18 protein-coding genes and 1 tRNA gene are annotated in these 18,202 nt (G+C 71.0%); 12 read left to right on the forward strand and 7 right to left on the reverse strand.

Annotated features, from left to right (window positions below; translation table 11 throughout):
* Nucleotides 1-54: 54 nt before the first annotated feature.
* The 5 genes from mscL to LCH29_RS37970 all read right to left on the reverse strand — a co-directional run bounded on the left by mscL (nucleotide 55) and on the right by LCH29_RS37970 (nucleotide 4,373).
* Entirely contained in the window at nucleotides 55-546 is a 492-nt protein-coding gene (gene mscL / locus LCH29_RS37950; RefSeq protein ID WP_446466230.1) for a large conductance mechanosensitive channel protein MscL, read from the reverse strand.
* A gap of 93 nt (nucleotides 547-639) precedes the next feature.
* A complete protein-coding gene (locus LCH29_RS37955; protein ID WP_446466231.1) occupies nucleotides 640-1,251 on the reverse strand; it encodes an RcpC/CpaB family pilus assembly protein in 612 nt (203 codons plus the stop codon).
* 175 nt (nucleotides 1,252-1,426) lie between these two features.
* Nucleotides 1,427-2,275, reverse strand: coding sequence for an S-methyl-5'-thioadenosine phosphorylase (locus LCH29_RS37960; RefSeq protein ID WP_446466232.1), 849 nt, complete (start codon nucleotides 2,273-2,275; stop codon nucleotides 1,427-1,429).
* Nucleotides 2,276-2,373: 98 nt separating this feature from the next.
* Nucleotides 2,374-2,754, reverse strand: coding sequence for an FmdB family zinc ribbon protein (locus LCH29_RS37965; RefSeq protein WP_446466233.1), 381 nt, complete (start codon nucleotides 2,752-2,754; stop codon nucleotides 2,374-2,376).
* Nucleotides 2,755-2,864: 110 nt separating this feature from the next.
* The gene (locus LCH29_RS37970) at nucleotides 2,865-4,373 is read right to left on the reverse strand and encodes a potassium/proton antiporter (protein ID WP_446466234.1); all 1,509 of its coding nucleotides are present in this window, start codon (nucleotides 4,371-4,373) and stop codon (nucleotides 2,865-2,867) included.
* Nucleotides 4,374-4,617: 244 nt separating this feature from the next.
* Here LCH29_RS37970 and LCH29_RS37975 point away from each other — a divergent pair, with 244 nt between their 5' ends.
* Complete coding sequence (locus tag LCH29_RS37975; RefSeq protein ID WP_446466235.1) at nucleotides 4,618-7,380, forward strand: penicillin acylase family protein; 2,763 nt, start codon at nucleotides 4,618-4,620, stop codon at nucleotides 7,378-7,380.
* Between the two features lie 151 nt (nucleotides 7,381-7,531).
* Here the strand turns inward: LCH29_RS37975 and LCH29_RS37980 are convergent, their stop codons facing one another.
* Complete coding sequence (locus tag LCH29_RS37980; RefSeq protein ID WP_446466236.1) at nucleotides 7,532-8,131, reverse strand: 5-formyltetrahydrofolate cyclo-ligase; 600 nt, start codon at nucleotides 8,129-8,131, stop codon at nucleotides 7,532-7,534.
* A 73-nt stretch (nucleotides 8,132-8,204) separates the two neighbouring features.
* On the opposite strand from LCH29_RS37980, the gene galU reads away from it, so the two are divergent.
* From galU to LCH29_RS38030, 10 genes are all read left to right on the forward strand, one after another.
* Complete coding sequence (gene galU / locus LCH29_RS37985) at nucleotides 8,205-9,107, forward strand: UTP--glucose-1-phosphate uridylyltransferase GalU (RefSeq protein ID WP_009715568.1); 903 nt, start codon at nucleotides 8,205-8,207, stop codon at nucleotides 9,105-9,107.
* 4 nt (nucleotides 9,108-9,111) lie between these two features.
* A complete protein-coding gene (glp, locus tag LCH29_RS37990) occupies nucleotides 9,112-10,443 on the forward strand; it encodes a molybdotransferase-like divisome protein Glp (protein WP_446466237.1) in 1,332 nt (443 codons plus the stop codon).
* Between the two features lie 62 nt (nucleotides 10,444-10,505).
* Complete coding sequence (gene moaC / locus LCH29_RS37995; protein ID WP_446466238.1) at nucleotides 10,506-10,988, forward strand: cyclic pyranopterin monophosphate synthase MoaC; 483 nt, start codon at nucleotides 10,506-10,508, stop codon at nucleotides 10,986-10,988.
* On the forward strand, nucleotides 10,985-11,575 hold the full coding sequence (locus LCH29_RS38000; RefSeq protein WP_446466239.1) for a MogA/MoaB family molybdenum cofactor biosynthesis protein: 591 nt from the start codon (nucleotides 10,985-10,987) through the stop codon (nucleotides 11,573-11,575). The genes moaC and LCH29_RS38000 overlap by 4 nt, the downstream gene beginning before the upstream one ends.
* Entirely contained in the window at nucleotides 11,572-12,195 is a 624-nt protein-coding gene (locus LCH29_RS38005; protein ID WP_446466248.1) for a GNAT family N-acetyltransferase, read from the forward strand. Before LCH29_RS38000 ends, LCH29_RS38005 begins: the two co-directional genes overlap by 4 nt.
* Nucleotides 12,196-12,337: 142 nt before the next feature.
* Nucleotides 12,338-13,507 (forward strand): divisome protein SepX/GlpR, encoded by a 1,170-nt coding sequence (gene sepX, locus LCH29_RS38010; RefSeq protein ID WP_446466240.1) that lies wholly within the window; start codon nucleotides 12,338-12,340, stop codon nucleotides 13,505-13,507.
* Between the two features lie 75 nt (nucleotides 13,508-13,582).
* Nucleotides 13,583-13,656, forward strand: a tRNA-Ala gene (locus tag LCH29_RS38015).
* 68 nt (nucleotides 13,657-13,724) lie between these two features.
* Nucleotides 13,725-14,375 (forward strand): LysE family translocator, encoded by a 651-nt coding sequence (locus LCH29_RS38020; protein WP_446466241.1) that lies wholly within the window; start codon nucleotides 13,725-13,727, stop codon nucleotides 14,373-14,375.
* 210 nt (nucleotides 14,376-14,585) lie between these two features.
* Nucleotides 14,586-15,749 carry a trypsin-like serine peptidase gene (locus tag LCH29_RS38025; protein ID WP_446466242.1) on the forward strand — a complete coding sequence of 388 codons (1,164 nt, stop codon included), beginning with the start codon at nucleotides 14,586-14,588 and terminating at the stop codon, nucleotides 15,747-15,749.
* Nucleotides 15,746-16,201, forward strand: coding sequence for a hypothetical protein (locus LCH29_RS38030; RefSeq protein ID WP_446466243.1), 456 nt, complete (start codon nucleotides 15,746-15,748; stop codon nucleotides 16,199-16,201). Before LCH29_RS38025 ends, LCH29_RS38030 begins: the two co-directional genes overlap by 4 nt.
* Here the strand turns inward: LCH29_RS38030 and LCH29_RS38035 are convergent.
* Nucleotides 16,168-16,698, reverse strand: a complete 531-nt coding sequence (locus LCH29_RS38035) for a GNAT family N-acetyltransferase (protein WP_446466244.1) — start codon at nucleotides 16,696-16,698, stop codon at nucleotides 16,168-16,170. The two genes, LCH29_RS38030 and LCH29_RS38035, sit on opposite strands and share 34 nt — an antisense overlap.
* Nucleotides 16,699-16,762: 64 nt before the next feature.
* Between LCH29_RS38035 and LCH29_RS38040 the strand changes: the two genes are divergently transcribed.
* Entirely contained in the window at nucleotides 16,763-17,560 is a 798-nt protein-coding gene (locus tag LCH29_RS38040; protein WP_446466245.1) for an exodeoxyribonuclease III, read from the forward strand.
* Nucleotides 17,561-18,202: the final 642 nt, after the last annotated feature.

Below are 18,202 nucleotides of genomic sequence, written 5' to 3' on the forward strand. Positions count from 1 at the left end.
GAGAGGCCTCATGCCGGAAGCCCTGACGGCGCACGATGCCGATCAGGCGCTCGGCTAGGTGCTGGGGCCGCCTTCGCGCCGGGCCACCAGCTCGTCCCGGATCTCGCGGAGCAGCGTGATCTCCTCGGCCTCCGTCTCCGCCTGCTCCTCCTCGGCCTGCTGTTCCCTGGCGGCCTTGCGCGCCAGATAGCGCGACATCGGCAGCACCATCAGGAAGTACACGACCGCCGCGGTGATGAGGAAGGTCAGCACGGCCGAGAGCATGCTGCCCCACATGATCGGGATGCCCTTCACCACCTCGCCCGCCGCGTTCGTCTCGCAGGGCGCCTTGAAGCAGGAGCGGTACTTCTCCAGGTCCTTCGTTCCGAAGGCGCCCACTATGGGATTGATCAGGCCCTTCACCACCGAGTTCACGACGGAAGTGAAGGCGGCTCCGATGACGACCGCGACCGCGAGGTCGATCACATTGCCGCGCATCAGGAAGGCTTTGAAGCCCTCCCAGACGCTCTCCTTCTCCTGCGTCTCGGTGCTCTTCTCTGCGCTCAACCCACTGCCTTTCTCTCGCCGCGACGGTGCTGGAGCGGACGGTTCCGCAACCTACACCGGCGCCGAGCAGGCTCAAGAGGTGAGGCACGGGTGTCAGGAGCGGCACAGTGCCACCGCCAGACGTGAGGTGGCCTCGGCCCCGGCCAGGGCGGCGGCGGCCATGCGCGGCACCGTGAGCACCACCAGCGCCCCGCCGTCCGCCGGACCGCCGTCCCGGAGACCGGGCACGGAGGCCACCCGGACCCCGCGGGCGACCACCCGCGCCGGGGCATCGGACCCGCGCTGCCGGACGGTGTCGGGCGCGGGCGTGGCCAGCACGTCCACCCGGTCGCCGGGGTGCAGCAGCCGCACCGCCGCCGCGTCGGCGATCCGGACCGGCGCGGACACCACGGCGGGGCGCGGCGGCTCGTACCGGCCGCCGGCCGCGGTGGCGGGGGAGGGGTCCGGGCGCGAGGATCCCTGACCGGACGGTGCCGCGGCCGCGAGCGCGGCGGCCGTCAGCGCCAGCCCGGCCGCCATCGAGCGCCGCCGTCGCCGCACGGACCGCCGCAGCCGGTAGCGGCCGTCGCGCGCCACCCGCACCGGACCGAAGCGCGGCACCGCGCGGGCCGGGGGAGTGGCGCGGGTCGTCGGAGCAGACGCGGGGGACGGGGACGCGGGGAACGGGGACGCGGGGGACGGGGACGCGGGAAAGGGACGGGACATGGCACAACACCGCCTGCCGTGAGGAGCCGGGAGCTTTCTGGCCCCTTCACCATGCCCGGCCTCGCCCGATCCCGCCGGGGCCTGTGGACGGCCGCCGCCTTGTGGACAACTCGGTCCCCCACACGCGTGCGCAGGCGTCCCAGCGCGCCCCCATCAACCCCCACCAGCCCGCCCGCTACGGCAGCTCGATCCCCAGCTCCCAGCCGTCGTGCCCGTGCGCACACAGACAGTCCCGGTCGGCGTTGCCCGGAAGGCCGCTCACCGCGTCGAAGAGCACCTCGCGCAGCCGCCCGACGTTCTCGCCGAACACCTTCAGCACCTCGGCGTGCGAGACGCCCTCACCCGTCTCCACCCCCGCGTCCAGGTCGGTGACCAGCGTCAACGACGTGTAGCACAGCTCCAGTTCACGGGCGAGCACCGCTTCCGGATGCCCGGTCATCCCGACCACCGACCAGCCCTGCGCGGCATGCCAGCGCGATTCCGCCCGGGTGGAGAAGCGGGGCCCTTCGACCACGCACATCGTCCCGCCGTCCACCGGCTCCCAGCCGCGTCCGCGTGCCGCCGTCACCGCGGCCTGCCGCCCCACCGGGCAGTACGGGTCGGCGAAGGTCGTGTGCACCACGTTCGGCACCCGCCCGTCCGGGAGCGGCTCACCGTCGAAATAGGTCTGCGTACGTCCCTTGGTGCGGTCCACCAGCTGGTCCGGCACCAGCAGCGTCCCCGGGCCGTACTCCGGCCGCAGTCCGCCCACCGCGCACGGTCCGAACACCTGCCGCACCCCGACCGAGCGCAGGGCCCACAGGTTGGCGCGGTAGTTGATCCGGTGCGGCGGCAGATGGTGCTTGCGGCCGTGCCGGGGCAGGAAGGCGACCCGCCGTCCCGCGATGTCGCCGAGGAAGACCGAATCGCTCGGCGCGCCATAGGGAGTCTCCACGGTGATCTCGGTCACATCGTCGAGGAAGGCGTAGAACCCCGACCCTCCGATGACCCCTATGTCTGCTGGTGTGCTGCTCGTCTCAGCCATGTGATCACCCTAGCCAGCCGAGCCCGGCAGTGCCCGGACGCACGGCACCCCCGCGGCTTCCCGGGAGGGGGTGGCGGGGGTGCGCGGTGCGTGCGAGGTCAGGCGGCCGAGCTGGTGCTGCTCGACGAGGTGCTCGACGAAGAAGACGTCGTCGAGGGGGACGACGAGGACGTCGAAGACGAGGGCGACCCCGAGGAGGTGTCCGAGGAGGAGGACGAAGACGACGAGCCCTTGTCCGACGACGAGCCGGTGTCGCTCTTCGACGCGGACTTCGCTGAGCCGCCGCTCGAGCTGCTGGACGAGGAGCGGCTGTCGTTCCGGTAGAAGCCGGAGCCCTTGAAGACGATGCCGACCGCGGAGAACACCTTCTTCAGGCGTCCCTGGCACTGGGGGCATTCGGTGAGCGCGTCGTCGGTGAACTTTTGCACCGCCTCGAGGCCCTCGCCGCACTCGGTGCACTGGTACTGGTAGGTCGGCACGTGCTTCCTCCTGGCACTCTCACTCGTTGAGTGCTAACGACGCTCCATAGTGCAGTATTCCGGCCCGCCAGTCCACTGCGGTACGGCACACGGTGACCTATGCCACGCCATCAGCCGCCGCCGGTGCCCAGCCAGCCCGCCAGCTTGCCGCCCCGGCCGACCGCCCGCAGCCGCTGTTCGGCCGCGTCCCGCACCGGGTCGGTGGCCACCACCAGGAGTTCGTCGCCGCGCCGCAGCACGGTCGAGGGCAGGGGCACGAAGCTGGAACCGTCGCGGACGACGAGGGTGACCGCGGCCCCCGGCGGCAGCCGCAGCTCGGCGACCTCCACCCCGTGCATCCGGGAGTCCTTGGGGATCGACACCGACAGCAGATGGCCGCGCAGCCGCTCCAGCGGCGCCGACTCGATGCCCAGGTCCGCGGTGCCCTCCGTCTCCTCCAGGCGCAGCCGGGTGGCGAACCAGGGCAGCGTCGGCCCCTGGATCAGGGTGTAGACGATCACCAGGACGAAGACGATGTTGAAGATCCGGCGGCTGTCGGGCACCTCGCCGACCATGGGGATGGTCGCGAGCACAATGGGCACCGCGCCGCGCAGCCCGGCCCAGGACAGCAAGGCCTTCTCCCGCCATGCCACCCGGAACGGCATCGTGCTCACCAGCACCGACACGGGCCGGGCGACGACGGTCAGCACCAAGCCGACCACGACGGCGGGCCAGATGTCGTCGGTCAGCTCGTGCGGCGTCACCAGCAGGCCGAGCAGGACGAACATGCCGATCTGGGCGAGCCAGCCGAGCCCCTCGGCGAAGCCGCGGGTGGCCGGCCAGTGCGGCAGCTTCGCGTTGCCCATGACGAGCGAGGCGAGGTAGACGGCGAGGAAGCCGGAGCCGTGTGCCAGCGCGCCGCCCGCGTAGGCGACGACCGCGATGGCCATCACCGCGATCGGGTACAGGCCTGAGGCGGGCAGGGCTACCCGGCGCAGCCCGTACGAGCCGAGCCAGCCGATCGCGAGACCGATGGCGGCGCCGATCGCCAGCTCCAGCACGATCTCGCCGATCATGAGGTACCAGGCGTCGATGGGGCCCTGGCTGGAGAAGGCGACCACCAGGATCACCACCGGGGCGTCGTTGAAGCCCGATTCGGCCTCCAGGATGCCGGTGAGCCGCTTGGGCAGCGGCACCTTGCGCAGCACGGAGAAGACCGCAGCCGCGTCCGTGGACGACACCACCGCGCCGATGATCAGCGCCTGCCGCCAGTCCAGCCCCACCCCATAGTGCGCCGCCGCCGCGGTGACCCCCACGCTCACCGCGACGCCCGCGGTCGACAGCGCGGCGGCCGTCGGCAGCGCGGGTTTTATTTCTCGCCACTTGGTGCCCAGACCGCCCTCGGCCAGGATCACCACCAGCGCGGCGTAGCCGATGACCTGCGTCAGTTCGGCGTTGTCGAAGGTGACGCCGAGCCCGTCCGTGCCCAGGGCGACGCCCATCCCGAGGTAGAGGAGCAGGGTGGGCAGCCCGCTGCGGGACGAGAGCCTTACGGCCGCCACCGCGACGAGCAGGACGAGAGAGCAGACCAGCAGCAGTTCATTGAGGTGGTGGACAGTCAGGGGCCGAACCTTTCTCACGTGAGCGGCGGGACCTTCGGGGACGATGTGAACGGTTCCCGGCCGACCGGAACTTCATTGCCTTACCTAACATTTTACGGGTTCTTGACGCGGGCCTTCCACGCGGGCCGCCCGCGGAGGCGCGGCAGACCGGTCCGGTGGCCGGTGGACGGCGTCAGTCATGACTCCGCGTAGGGGCGGCGACAGCGCTGCGCCTATGGTTGCTCCAGCACTCCAGGATCACCCTGCCCCTCGAAGGACAGCGATGCCCGCCAACAAAACCGGCTCTTCTCCCAAGAAGAAGAGCCGACGTCTCCGCCTGATCGTGATCGCAGTCGTGCTGCTGCTCTTGGGGGGTACCGGCTTCGGCACGTACTGGAGTATCAGTACCGTGCGGGCCTCTTTCCCGGAGACCACGGGGTCGCTGCAGCTCAAGGGACTTTCCGATCCCGTCCAGGTCAAGCGCGACGGTCATGGCATACCCCAGATCTACGGCGACTCACCCGAGGACCTGTTCCGCGCCCAGGGCTTCGTCCAGGCTCAGGACCGCTTCTGGGAGATGGACGTCCGCCGTCATATGACGGCCGGTCGGCTCTCGGAGATGTTCGGTTCCGGCCAGGTGGAGACCGATGCGTTCCTGCGCACCATGGGCTGGCGCCGGGTGGCGCAGAAGGAATACGACACCAAGCTGTCGCCGGAGACCAAGAAGTACCTGCGAGCCTATTCGGACGGGGTCAACGCCTACCTCAAGGACCATGAGGGCAAGGCGCTGTCGGTCGAATACGCGGCGCTGGGCTTCGAGAACGACGGCTACAAGCCCGAGAAGTGGACCCCGGTCGACTCGGTCGCCTGGCTCAAGGCCATGGCCTGGGACCTGCGTGGCAACATGCAGGAAGAGGTGGACCGCGCCCTGGCATCGAGTCGGCTGAGCGCCAAGCAGATAGAAGAGCTGTACCCGTCGTATCCGTACAGCCGGAACAAGCCGATCGTCCAGGGCGGTGCGCTCGACGAGACCACCGACGAGTTCGATCCCAAGGCGACGTCGACGGGCGGCACGGGCAGCGCGGGTGCGGCCGGCACCGTGAACGGGGCCAACGGGGCCGCCCAGGGCCTCCAGAGCCAGCTCACCTCCATGTCGAAGACCCTGGAGAAGGTTCCGGCGCTGCTGGGCCCCAACGGAAGCGGTATCGGCTCCAACTCGTGGGTCGTCTCCGGTCGGCACACGACCACCGGCAAGCCGCTGCTCGCCAACGACCCGCATCTGGCGCCCCAGCTGCCGTCCGTCTGGTACCAGATGGGCCTGCACTGCAACCAGGTCACCAGCAAGTGCCCGTTCGACACGGCGGGCTACACCTTCTCCGGGATGCCCGGCGTGGTCATAGGCCACAACCAGGACATCAGCTGGGGAATGACCAATCTGGGCGCCGACGTCAGCGATCTGTACCTGGAGAAGGTCACCGCGTCGCACTACCTCTACGACGGCAAACAGGTCCCGTTCCGCAGCCGTGAGGAGACCATCAAGGTCGCGGGCGGCAAGAGCCGCACGATCACGGTGCGCAGCACCAACAACGGGCCGATCGTCTCGGACCGGGACGAGGAGCTGACGAACGTCGGCAAGAGCGCACCGGTCGGCAGCGGGGCCGACGATGTGGCGCCCGACCGCGGCGACGGCTACGCGGTCGCCCTGAAGTGGACCGCGCTGTCCCCGTCCAACAGCATGGACGCGGTCTTCGGGCTGAACCGCGCCCGGAACTTCGACGACTTCCGCAAGGCGGCCCGCGACTTCGCGGTTCCCGCCCAGAACCTCATCTACGCCGACACCAAGGGCAACATCGGCTACCAGGCGCCGGGCCGGATCCCGGTGCGCAACGAGGGTGACGGCCGCTACCCGGCGCCCGGCTGGGACTCGCGCTACCGGTGGTCGAAGTTCATTCCGCAGTCGGCGCTGCCCTGGGAGTACAACCCCGACCGCGGCTACATCGTCACCGCCAACCAGGCCGTCATAGACGAGAAGAAGTACCCGTACCTGCTGACCGACGACTGGGGATACGGCGCGCGCAGCCAGCGCATCACCGACCTGATCGAATCCAAGATCAAGGACGGCGGGAAGATCTCCACGGACGACATGCAGTCGCTCCAGACGGACAACAGCAGTGAGATCGCCAAGGTGTTGACGCCGTACTTGCTGAAGATCAACGTCAAGGACCCGTTCGTCCGCGATGCCCAGAAGCTCCTGGAGGGCTGGGACTACACCCAGGACGCCGACTCGGCGGCCGCCGCGTACTTCAACGCCGTCTGGCGCAACACCCTGATGCTCGCCTTCGGCGAGAAGATGCCCAAGGAGCTGCGGGTCAAGGGGCAGTGCCTGCGGGTGCGGCCGGCCGAGGACTCCGGTCCGCTCGAGGACCTGGACGGCAACACCCGGCTGGTGCGCGAATGCGGGACGCGCGATGCCGACCAGGCCCAGCCGGACGGCGGCGACCGCTGGTACGAGGTCGTACGGAAGATCATCAAGGAACCGGGCAACGACTGGTGGAAGACCGCCGGGACCCGCAACCAGCCGGGCGCGGCCAACCGTGACGAGCTGCTCGCCGAGGCCATGAAGGACGCGCGCTCCGAGCTGACCGCCAAGCTGGGCAAGAACATCAACACCTGGAGCTGGGGGCGGCTGCACCGGCTGACGCTGAAGAACCAGACGCTGGGCACCGAGGGCCCGGGTGTCGTCCAGTGGATGCTGAACCGCGGCCCGTGGGACCTCGCGGGCGGCGAGGCGGCGGTCAACGCGACCGGCTGGAACGCGGCGGGCGGCTACGACGTCACCTGGGTGCCGTCGATGCGGATGGTCGTCAACCTCGACAACTTCGACAAGTCGCGGTGGATCAACCTCACCGGCGCCTCCGGCCACGCCTACAACGCGCACTACACGGACCAGACCGAGAAGTGGGCGAAGGGTGAGCTGCTGCCCTGGGCGTTCAGCAAGACCGCGGTGGACAAGTCCACCGACGATCAGCTGGCCCTCACCCCCTGAGGCCCCCGCTGAGCCACCACCCGCGGTCTCGGACGGCCCTCTGCGGGCCCTTCCCGCCCCCGGCCCGGGGGCGGGAGCCCGCGCACCTTCCGGCCCCGCCAAAGGCGCCTTCGGGCGCCTCCGGCGGGGCCGCCGCGTTATCGGGCGGGCGTCAGACGAAGCGGTGCGCCCCCGAGGGCGTCACCGCCGCGTGCACGGGCCGGTCGTGGGGTTCCGCCGGGACCGCGTCCAGCAGCTCGCCGTCGTACAGCAGCACCACCAGCGCGGGATCGGCCCCGGCCCGCGCCAGCCGGGCCAGCACCCGGTCGTACGAACCGCCGCCGCGCCCCAGGCGCATACCGCGCCGGTCCACCGCGAGCCCCGGCAGCAGGACCGCGTCCGCCCGGGTGACCGCGTCCGGGCCCAGCCGCGGCCCGCCGGGCTCCAGCAGTCCCCGACCGGCGCGCACCAGCCCGTCCGGGCCCTCGTCCGCGCCCCAGTCGAGATCGTTGTCCGGCAGCAGAACGGGGAGCAGCACCCGTACACCCCGCGCGCGCAGCGCGTCCCGCAGCGCGCGTGTGCCGGGTTCGCGCCCCACCGAGACATAGGCCGCCACGGTGTCCGCCCGGGCCAGCTCCGGCAGCTCCAGTGCGCGACACGCCAGTGAAGCTCCGGCTTCCTCGATGTCATCCGCCGTCAACCCGGACCTCACCGCCAGGAGACGTCTCCGCAACGCGGGCTTACTAGCGTCGGTGATGCTCACTGAGTGCACATACTTCCTGTCTCATGTCATATTCACCGTATCCTCATCAATCGCCTGAAAGGCACCGGATAAGGTTCGGGACATGACTCAATCGCGTACTCGGATCAGCAAGGCTGTCATCCCTGCTGCGGGCCTCGGAACCCGCTTCCTCCCGGCCACCAAGGCCACCCCGAAGGAGATGCTGCCGGTCGTCGACAAGCCGGCGATCCAGTACGTCGTCGAGGAAGCCGTCACCGCCGGCCTGTCCGACGTCCTTATGATCACCGGTCGCAACAAGCGGCCCCTGGAAGACCACTTCGACCGCAACTACGAGCTCGAAGAGGCTCTGACCCGCAAGGGCGACGAGACCCGCCTCGCCCGCGTCCAGGAGTCCAGCGACCTGGCGACCATGCACTACGTCCGGCAGGGCGATCCCCGGGGCCTCGGCCACGCCGTGCTGTGCGCCGCCCCGCACGTAGGTGACCAGCCCTTTGCCGTCCTCCTCGGCGACGACCTCATCGATGCCCGTGACCCGCTTCTGGCCCGGATGGTCGAGGTGCAGGAGCAGCACGGCGGCAGTGTCATCGCCCTGATGGAGGTGGATCCCGCACAGATCCACCTCTATGGCTGCGCCGCCGTGAAGCCCACCCTGGACGAGGGCGTCGTCCAGGTCACCGGACTGGTCGAGAAGCCCGACCGGGCCGACGCGCCCAGCTCCTACGCGGTCATCGGCCGCTATGTGCTGGATCCGGCCGTCTTCGACGTGCTGCGCCGCACCGAGCCCGGCCGCGGCGGGGAGATCCAGCTGACCGACGCGCTCCAGGCGCTCGCCGCGGATCCGGACCTCGGAGGCCCGGTGCACGGCGTCGTCTTCAAGGGACGACGGTACGACACAGGCGACCGCGGCGACTATCTGCGTGCCATTGTCAGACTCGCGTGCGAACGTGAAGACCTGGGCCCGGAGTTCCGGGAATGGCTTCGCAGTTACGTCACCGAGGAGATGTAGCACTTTGAGCAGCACCGCGGCACGGGCCGCCGATCAGGGCACGGGCGAGGGCCGGGAGCGTCACCGGGTCTGGTCGGTGGCCGAGCACCTCGACGACATCCTCGGGCACATCCACCCGCTGGATCCCATCGAGTTGCAGCTGCTGGACGCCCAGGGCTGCGTCCTGGTCGAGGACGTCACCGTGCCCGCCGCCCTCCCGCCCTTCGACAACAGCGCGATGGACGGCTATGCCGTCCGCACGGCCGATGTCGGGGCGGCGACGGGGGAGCATCCCGCGGTGCTGACGGTCGTCGGGGACATCGCGGCGGGCAGCGGCGAGCTGCCCGCCGTCGGCCCCGGCGAGGCCGCCCGGATCATGACCGGCGCCCCGCTGCCGCCCGGCGGCCAGGCCGTCGTCCCGGTCGAGTGGACCGACGGCGGTTTGGACAACGGGCCGGTCAGCGGCATGCCCGCCCGCAGTTCGGATCCGCACGGCGGCAGCGGCCTGGTGCGGGTCTTCCGGCCGGTCCGGGACGGGCAGCATGTGCGCACCCGGGGCAGCGACGCGGGGGCGGGGGAGCTGGCGCTGAGCGCCGGCACGGTCCTCGGGGCGGCGCAGATCGGGCTGCTGGCCGCCATCGGCCGGTCCACGGTCAGGGTCCGGCCGCGGCCCCGCGTCGTGGTGTTGTCCACCGGCAGCGAGCTGGTCCAGCCCGGTGAGGAGACCGGGCCCGGCCGCATCTACGACTCCAACAGCTACCAGCTCACCGCCGCTGCCCAGGAGGCCGGGGCGATCGCCTACCGGGTGGGCTCGGTCGCCGACGACGCCGAGACGCTGCGCGCCACCGTCGAGGACCAGCTGAGCCGCGCCGACATCGTCGTCACCAGCGGCGGAGTCAGCGTCGGCGCGTACGACGTGGTCAAGGAGGCGATGCACGAGGTCGAGTTCCGGACGCTGGCCATGCAGCCCGGCAAGCCCCAGGGCTTCGGGCGGGTCGGCTCCGACCGGACCCCGCTGCTCGCCCTCCCCGGCAATCCGGTCAGTTCGTATGTCTCTTTCGAGCTGTTCGTCCGGCCGGTGATCCGCACCATGCTGGGCGCGGGCCTGGTCCACCGCACCACCGTGCGGGCGGTCTGTCCGGACGGGATCGCGTCCTCACCGGAGGGCCGTCGCCAGTTCCTGCGAGGCTGGTACGAGTCGGCGGCGCCGGGCGAGCCGGGCACGGTCGCCCCGGTGGGCGGCGCCGGATCGCATCTGATCAAGGCCCTCGCCCGGGCCAACGCGCTGATCGTGATCCCCGAGGACGTGGCCGAGGTCGCCCCCGGGGCCGAGGTGGACGTCGTCCTTCTCGCCTAGCCGGGGCCTACGGCGGGTACGGTGTCGTCGCACAGAGCCACCTGGCCCGGACCGGGAGAACGATGAGCAGCGCCCAGGACCACCTCACCCATCTCGACTCGGCGGGCGCGGCGCGCATGGTCGACGTCTCGGCCAAGGACGTCACCGCGCGCACCGCCCGCGCGAGCGCCCGTGTGCTGGTCGCGCCACGCGTCGTCGAACTGCTCCGGGGCGAGGGCGTCCCCAAGGGCGACGCCCTCGCGACCGCCCGGATCGCGGGCATCATGGGCGCCAAGCGCACCCCGGACCTGATCCCGCTGTGCCATCCGCTCGCCGTGTCGGGCGTGAAGGTCGACCTGTCGGTCGCCGACGACGCGGTCGAGATCACCGCCACGGTGAAGACCACCGACCGTACGGGCGTCGAGATGGAGGCCCTGACGGCGGTCTCGGTCGCCGCCCTGACGGTGATCGACATGGTCAAGGCCGTCGACAAGGGCGCGGTCATCACCGACGTGCGGGTGGAGGAGAAGACCGGCGGGAAGTCCGGCGACTGGAGTCGGGAATGACCGCCCCCGCCGCCCCTACCGGCCCTGACGCCCCCGAGGACGCGCCGCGGTACCGCGCCCTGGTCGTCACGGCCTCCAACCGCGCCGCCGCCGGGGTCTACCCGGACAAGGGCGGCCCGCTGATCGCCGAGGGGCTGACCGCGCTCGGCTTCGCCGTCGACGGCCCGCGCGTGGTCCGCGACGGCGACCCGGTGGAGTCCGCGCTGCGGGAGGCGGTGGCCGCCTCGTACGACGTCGTCGTGTCCACCGGCGGCACCGGCCTCACCCCGATGGACCGCACCCCCGAGGCCACCCGCCGGGTCCTGGACTACGAGATCCCCGGCATCGCGGAGGCCATCCGCGCCGAAGGGCTCGCGAAGGTGCCCACCGCGGCTCTTTCCCGGGGCCTGGCCGGGGTCGCCGGGACGACCCTGATCGTCAACCTGCCCGGCTCGACCGGAGGCGTCCGTGACGGCCTCGCGGTGCTCGGGCGGCTCCTGACGCACGCGGTCGACCAGATCCACGGCGGCGACCACCCCCGACCCACCGGCCCCGCCGATGCGGCCGGTGCAGCCGACGCCGCCGGTCCCGCCGGGAGCGCGAGCTGAACGCGCCCTGGCCGGTCGTGCTGGCGGACGGAGCCACGGTCCTGCGTCCCATAAAGCTGCGCGACCAGCGCGCCTGGCGCGAGGTCAACCAGCGCAACCGGGAGTGGCTGCGGCCCTGGGAGGCGACCATTCCGCCGCCCGCGCCCGGCGGCCCGGTCACCCAGCGGCCCACCTACCGGCAGATGGTGCGCCATCTGCGCGCCGAGGCGCACGGCGGGCGGATGCTGCCGTTCGTCATCGAGTACCAGGGGCGGCTGGCCGGGCAGTTGACGGTCGCCGGGATCACCTGGGGATCGATGTGTTCGGGCCATATCGGCTACTGGGTCGATCAGGCGGTGGCCGGCCGCGGCGTCATGCCGACCGCGGTCGCGCTCGCCGCCGACCACTGCTTCCGCACCGTCGGGCTGCACCGCATCGAGGTGTGCATCCGTCCGGAGAACCTGCCGAGCCGCCGGGTGGTGGAGAAACTCGGATTCCGCGAAGAGGGGCTGCGGCCGCGCTATCTGCACATCGACGGCGCATGGCGCGACCATCTGGTCTTCGCGCTCACCGTGGAGGAGCTGTCGGAGGGGCTGCTCTCCCGGTGGCACCGGACCCGACCAGGGGCATCACAGAAATAAAAACTCTGTTCGATTACATTCGACGCATTCCCATCCTGGTCATCCCAACAATCACAAAAAACTTTCGAGATATCAGCCAGATCGTGCGACACACCGCGCCAATTGGCAGATGGCCTCATGCGGACCCCTCTACCGTGTGAGCGTGAGCAGCAGTGGCCTCATCTACGCAGTCATCGTCGGGGCCTGGGCCGCCTATTTGGTGCCGATGTGGCTCCGTAGGCAGGACGAGCTCAATGAGGCCCGTCCGACGGAACGCTTCAGCACCGCCATCCGGCTGCTGTCCGGACGGGCGGGCATGGAGCGCCGTTACGCCAAGGGGCTTGAGGACCGAGAGCGCCCGGGGACCCCGGATGGCCAGGCGGTACCCACCGCCCAGGACGCGGACGCCCCCGACGCCGGGGGCCGCTCCGGCGACCCGGAGCGCTTCTCCGCCGACCCGGAAGCCGTCACCGACGCGGTCGACGTCCGGGCCTTCGCCGAGCCCGTGACCTTGCTCGCGCCCGCCCCCGGTGATCCGGACGGGCCGCCGGCGGGCGACGGGGCCGCGGCCCCGGCCGCTCCGGCCGCCTCGACCGGTCTCAGCGCGCTGGAGCGCGGGCGCCGCGCGCGGGTGCTTGCGCGCCGTCGCCGCACCACCGTGATCCTCTTCGTCACCTTCACCCTCGGTGCGATCGTCGCGGCGGTCGGCGGTCTCGCCTTCCTATGGGCCCCGGCCCTTCCGGCCATACTGCTCAGCGCGTACATCGCGTATCTGCGCGCCCAGGAGCGCCGCCGCTTCGCCTTCACCATGGACCAGCGCCGCGCCGAGCAGGCCGCGCAGCGGCTGCGGGAGCGCCGCCCGCGCAGCCATCCGCCCGCCGACGGCCCCGCGGCTGCCGACGGCCCCGCCGACCCGTCCGCCCCCGCCGAGGCCGAGTCCGCCGCCCCGTCCGCCTCCCCGCACGCGGCCGGGCGCCGCGCCCTGGTCGAACAGACCGACCACGCGGAGTGGGTGGACCAGGAGCGCGAGCGCGAGCGCGGCCCGGCCGCCGGGGACGGCTGGGAGCCGGTGCCGGTCCCGCTGCCGACGTACGTCACGGCGCCCGTCGCCCCCCGCGCGACCGGCAACGTCGACCTGGCCGCCCCCGACGCCTGGAGCTCCGCCCGCTCCAGCACCGTCGACCCCGCCCCGGCCCACGACCCGGCGCCGCCCGCCGAGCCCGACGCCGGACAGGGCCCCACGGCCCCGTCCCGCGCCCCCCGGGAGCGCGGCCGCACCCCCCTCTTCGACCAGTACGCGGACGAGGACCGGCCCCGCGCCGCCAACGAGTGACGCGCACTCCATTGACCAGCGGGGAACGGATTTCCAAGCACCCCGCAGGGGATGCTAGAGTTTCACTCGTTGCAAGGGCCTGTGGCGCAGACTGGTAGCGCACCTCGTTCGCATCGAGGGGGTCAGGGGTTCAAATCCCCTCAGGTCCACCGCAGCTCAAAGCCCCCGCCAGGGAAACCCGGCGGGGGTTTCGCTTGTGCTGGATTAGCCTGCGGGCATGCTCACCTCAGCTCTTGCCTTCGCGGGCGTTGCCGCGCTCATCAATGTCACTCCGGGGCTGGACACCCTGCTCGTGCTGCGCACGTCGGTGTCCCATGGGCGGAACGCCGGGCTGGCCGCCTCGCTCGGGATACTCACCGGCTGTCTGGTGTGGGGGTTCGCGACGGCGGTCGGGCTCACCGCGCTGCTCACGGCTTCGCGTGTGGCGTACGACACGCTGCGGGTCGCGGGGGCGGCGTATCTGGTGTGGCTGGGGGCGTCGGCGCTGTGGCGGTCGCGGCGGGCGGCGGAGGCTGAGGCGGCCGGTCCGGGACCGGTGGGCGGCTCGGCGCCGCGCGGGCGGTGGGCGGCGTTCCGTGCGGGGGTGGGCACCAATCTGCTCAACCCCAAGGCGGGGGTCTTCTACATGAGCCTGATTCCCCAGTTCACCCCGGACGGCGCCTCGGTGTTCACCGCGACCCTGGTGTTCACCGCGATCGACATCGTCGAGCTGGCGCTCTGGTACTGGGTGGTCTCCGGTGCCGCGTCCGCGCTGAGCGAGCGGATCCGGCGGCCGGCGTTCCGGCGTCGGATGGAGCAGGTGAGCGGGGTGGCCTTCTTCGGCTTCGCGGCGAATCTCCTCGCGGAGGACGGGCGCAAGACGGCGTGACGCGGCGTCCGTGGCGTTGCCCTGACGGAGCGTCCGATGTCAGGGAATCGTGCTGACACCGTTCTTGTTGTGTGCGGGCCGTGAGACCGGTGGTGGCCCCGGCGAGGGGCACGGGCATAGTGGGTGCGTCCTGCATGGGACATGGCGCGAAAGCGCCGCCGCATGCATTCCACACCGCACAACAACAGCACCACAGGGGGATAAGGCGCCATGCCACTCATACGCCGTTCCACCGCGGCGGCCGCCGCGGTGACCGCGCTGCTCGTGGTCACCGCCTCGGCCTGCGGGTCGAGTGAGGACAAGGCCAGTTCCGAGTCGACGTCGCCGACCGCGGCCGGCCAGCAGGGCGACAACGGGCTCAAGCTGCCGGAGGGCGTTCCGACGAGTCTGGACGACCTGAAGAAGTGGAAGGAGGGCGGGTGGAAGAACTGGGACAAATGGGCACGCGATGCGTCCGATTTCGCCAATCCCGTCATCAAGAACTTCTGGCAGCCGTCCCGGATGTCCAAGGCGAAGGACTCGCCCAACACGCTCTCCACGCAGAGCGCGGGCGAGAGCCAGGCCGCGACCGACCCGGAGCCGCCCGCCGTACCGGCCAAGCAGGTCTCGCGGCCGTACCACCAGAACATGGCGCCGGTCGGGAAGGTGTTCTTCGACAGCCCCGAGGGGCCGATGGTCTGCTCGGGCACCGTCGTCGAGGACCCGGCGCATCCGGGGAAGTCGAACCTGGTGTGGACCGCCGGCCACTGTGTGCACTCCGGCAAGAAGGGCGGCTGGATGCGCAACATCGTGTTCGTGCCGTCGTACAACGACGACGGGCTGCCCGCCGCCGAGGCGGAGACCGCGGCCCAGCGTGAGGTCACCCCGTACGGCGTGTGGTGGGCGGACTGGTCGCAGACCTCGTCCCAGTGGATCGACACGGGCGGCAAGACCGGCAACGTGGGCTCCGCGTACGACTTCGCGGTGCTGCACGTGAAGCCGGAGAACAGCGGCGGCAAGTCGCTTCAGGAGACGGTCGGGGCCGCCGTGCCGGTGTGGTTCGGGGCGCCGTCGGCGAACAAGGTCAGCTCGATCGGGGCGTACGGCTACCCGGCCGCACCGCCGTACGACGGCGCGAAGATGTTCAACTGCACCAGCAGGCCGGGCAGGTTGTCGTTCGCGCCGACCACGCCGACCATGTACCGCATCGGCTGCTCGATGACCGGCGGCACCTCCGGCGGCGGCTGGTTCGTCAACCGCGGGGGCAAGACGGTTCTGGTGTCCAACAGCTCGATCAGTTCGAACGAGCACACCTGGCTCGCCGGTCCGCATCTGGGGGCCGACGCGAAGGGCGTGTTCGACGCGATGAGCAAGAAGTTCGCAGCCAAGGGATGAAGCGGCCGACACAGGAGGGAACCCGCTCCGGAAACGGGGCGGGTTCCGCCGTACGGGCCGCCGTACAGCCGCATCACATCGCCGCGTTCGGCCTGACGCTGAGCGGCGCGGCCTTCTGCGAGCGGCTGCTCGGCGGGCGCGCCTACGCCCTGTGCGACGAGCCGCCCCACCTCGGCGACCTCACCACCGCGGCCCTGTGTCTGGTGCTGGCGGCCGCGGTGACGGCCGTGGTGGGTGCCTGGGTGACGCAGGAGAAGGCGCCGGGCCACCGCGCGGTCCCCTGGGCCTTCCTCGCCGTGATCGCCGCCCTGATCGTGACGGCGGACGGGATCGACGCCCACGGGGAGCGCGAAGCGGCCGCGATCGCCGCCCAGGAGGGCCCGGACGGCGACGGGGGGTGTGAGGAGGCGGCGACGATCTACGTCGCGACGCCCGGCTGGTTCTTCTGGTGAACGGCGGCGTCGTCCGGGAGCGCCAGCGGCTTGCCGAAGCAGCGGCTCAGCTCGTCGAAGCGGTACAGCCCGAACTTCTTCACCGGCGCATAGCCCGACGAGGTGTACAGCGCGATCGCCTCGGGCTGCTTGACGCCGGTCTCCAGCACCATACGGGTTCGCCCCGCCGCCCGGGCGCTGTCCTCCAGCGCCGCGAGGATCAGGCGGGCCAGGCCGCGTCCGCGCGCCTCCCGTATGACGAACATCCGCTTCAGCTCGGCGTCCCCGTCCTCGTACCCCTCGTCGTTCCGGTCCTGGCTGCGCCAGCCGCCGGTCGCCACCGGGCGGCCGTCCGGGTCGTACGCGATGAGGTAGAGGCCGTGGGGCGGGTCGAACTGGGTCGCGTCCAGGGGGGTCATGTCCCCCTCTTCGTCGTATCGCTCGGCGTACTCCGCCTGCACCTCGTCGTTGAGCCGCACCGCGTCGGGGTGGTCAAAGCGAACTGCTCGGATATTCATGCGCAGGATCGTACTTCTATGCGACGGGGGCGGCATCGGAATTTCCATGTCGTATCGTGCCGTAGTGCTCTCCGTGACGACCGTAAATGTGAACGGGCTGCGTGCCGCCGCCAAGAAGGGCTTCGTGCCCTGGCTGGACGGTACCGCGGCCGATGTGGTGTGCCTCCAGGAGGTGCGCGCCGAGCCGCGCGAACTGCCCGAGGCCGTGCGCGAGCCGGACGGCTGGCACGTGGTGCACGCCCCGGCGGCGGCCAAGGGCCGGGCGGGGGTGTCGGTGTACGCGCGGCGCGAGCTGGAGGCCGTACGAGTCGGCTTCGGCTCCTCCGAATTCGACGACAGCGGCCGCTATGTGGAGGTCGATCTGCCGGGCGTGACGGTCGGCAGCCTGTATCTGCCCTCCGGTGAGGTCGGCACCGAGCGGCAGGACGAGAAGGAGCGCTTCATGGCGGAATTCCTTCCGTATCTCAAGGAGCTGCGCGAGCGGGCGGCGGCCGACGGGCGCGAGGCGCTGGTGTGCGGCGACTGGAACATCGCCCACCAGGAGGCCGACCTGAAGAACTGGAAGGCCAACCGGAAGAAGTCCGGATTTTTGCCGGAGGAGCGCGCGTGGCTGTCGCGTGTCTTCGAGGAGGCGGGTTACGTGGACGTGGTGCGCGCGCTGCACCCCGAGGTCGACGGCCCGTACTCGTGGTGGTCGTACCGGGGAAGGGCGTTCGACAACGACGCGGGCTGGCGGATCGACCTAGTTTGCACAACGCCGGGTCTCGCTGCCCGTGCCGTGAAGGCGTACGTGGAGCGGCCCGCTACATACGAAGAACGCTGGTCGGATCATGCTCCGGTGACGGTCGTCTTCAACCGCTAGACGCACCTGTGTGACTTGGGGCACATATAGGGCCCCTGGTTGAAGCCAGGGGCGCAGTCCTTGTTGTTCACCAGCGGATAGGTTCCGCATCCCGCCGACGCATACCGGGCAGGGGCGTTTCGCCGGACTGGCCGCTCGATGCTGACGGACCAGGAGAACGCCGACGACGGGTCGGCCCCTTCAGCAGTGAGCCTCAGCCTGGGCCAGGGCGTCCCGGTGCTCCTTCGTCCATGGTGCCCTCTGTTGGTCGGCGGGCGCAGGCAAGGGAAGGCCCCGCCCTGCGCTACGGGAGTGCGCGTGGGCGGGGCCGTCCGCTCCGGCTAGGCCGTGCGGTGGCTCAGTTGGCTTCGATGCAGGGCATGCACGTCACCACGTCTGCCCAGGGGAACACCCCCTTACGGCCGTCCTTGACGGGAACGGCCTTGCCGCATCGAGGCTCCATCGGATCTTTGTTGATCATGTGAACGGTCCGCAGGTCCCCGCTGACCTTCCCAGGGAACCAGCTCGGTTGAGGGGGACTTCACTCTTCCCCACCTAGAAGGCTGCTGAAGATCCGCGTCGGATCTGCCGAGTGACGCAGACGGCGCCGGAAGTACGTCAGCAGCGACGCATCGAACGCGGTGTCGTACAGCCCGAGCCCGC

This window comes from Streptomyces sp. BRA346 (genome assembly GCF_052851135.1).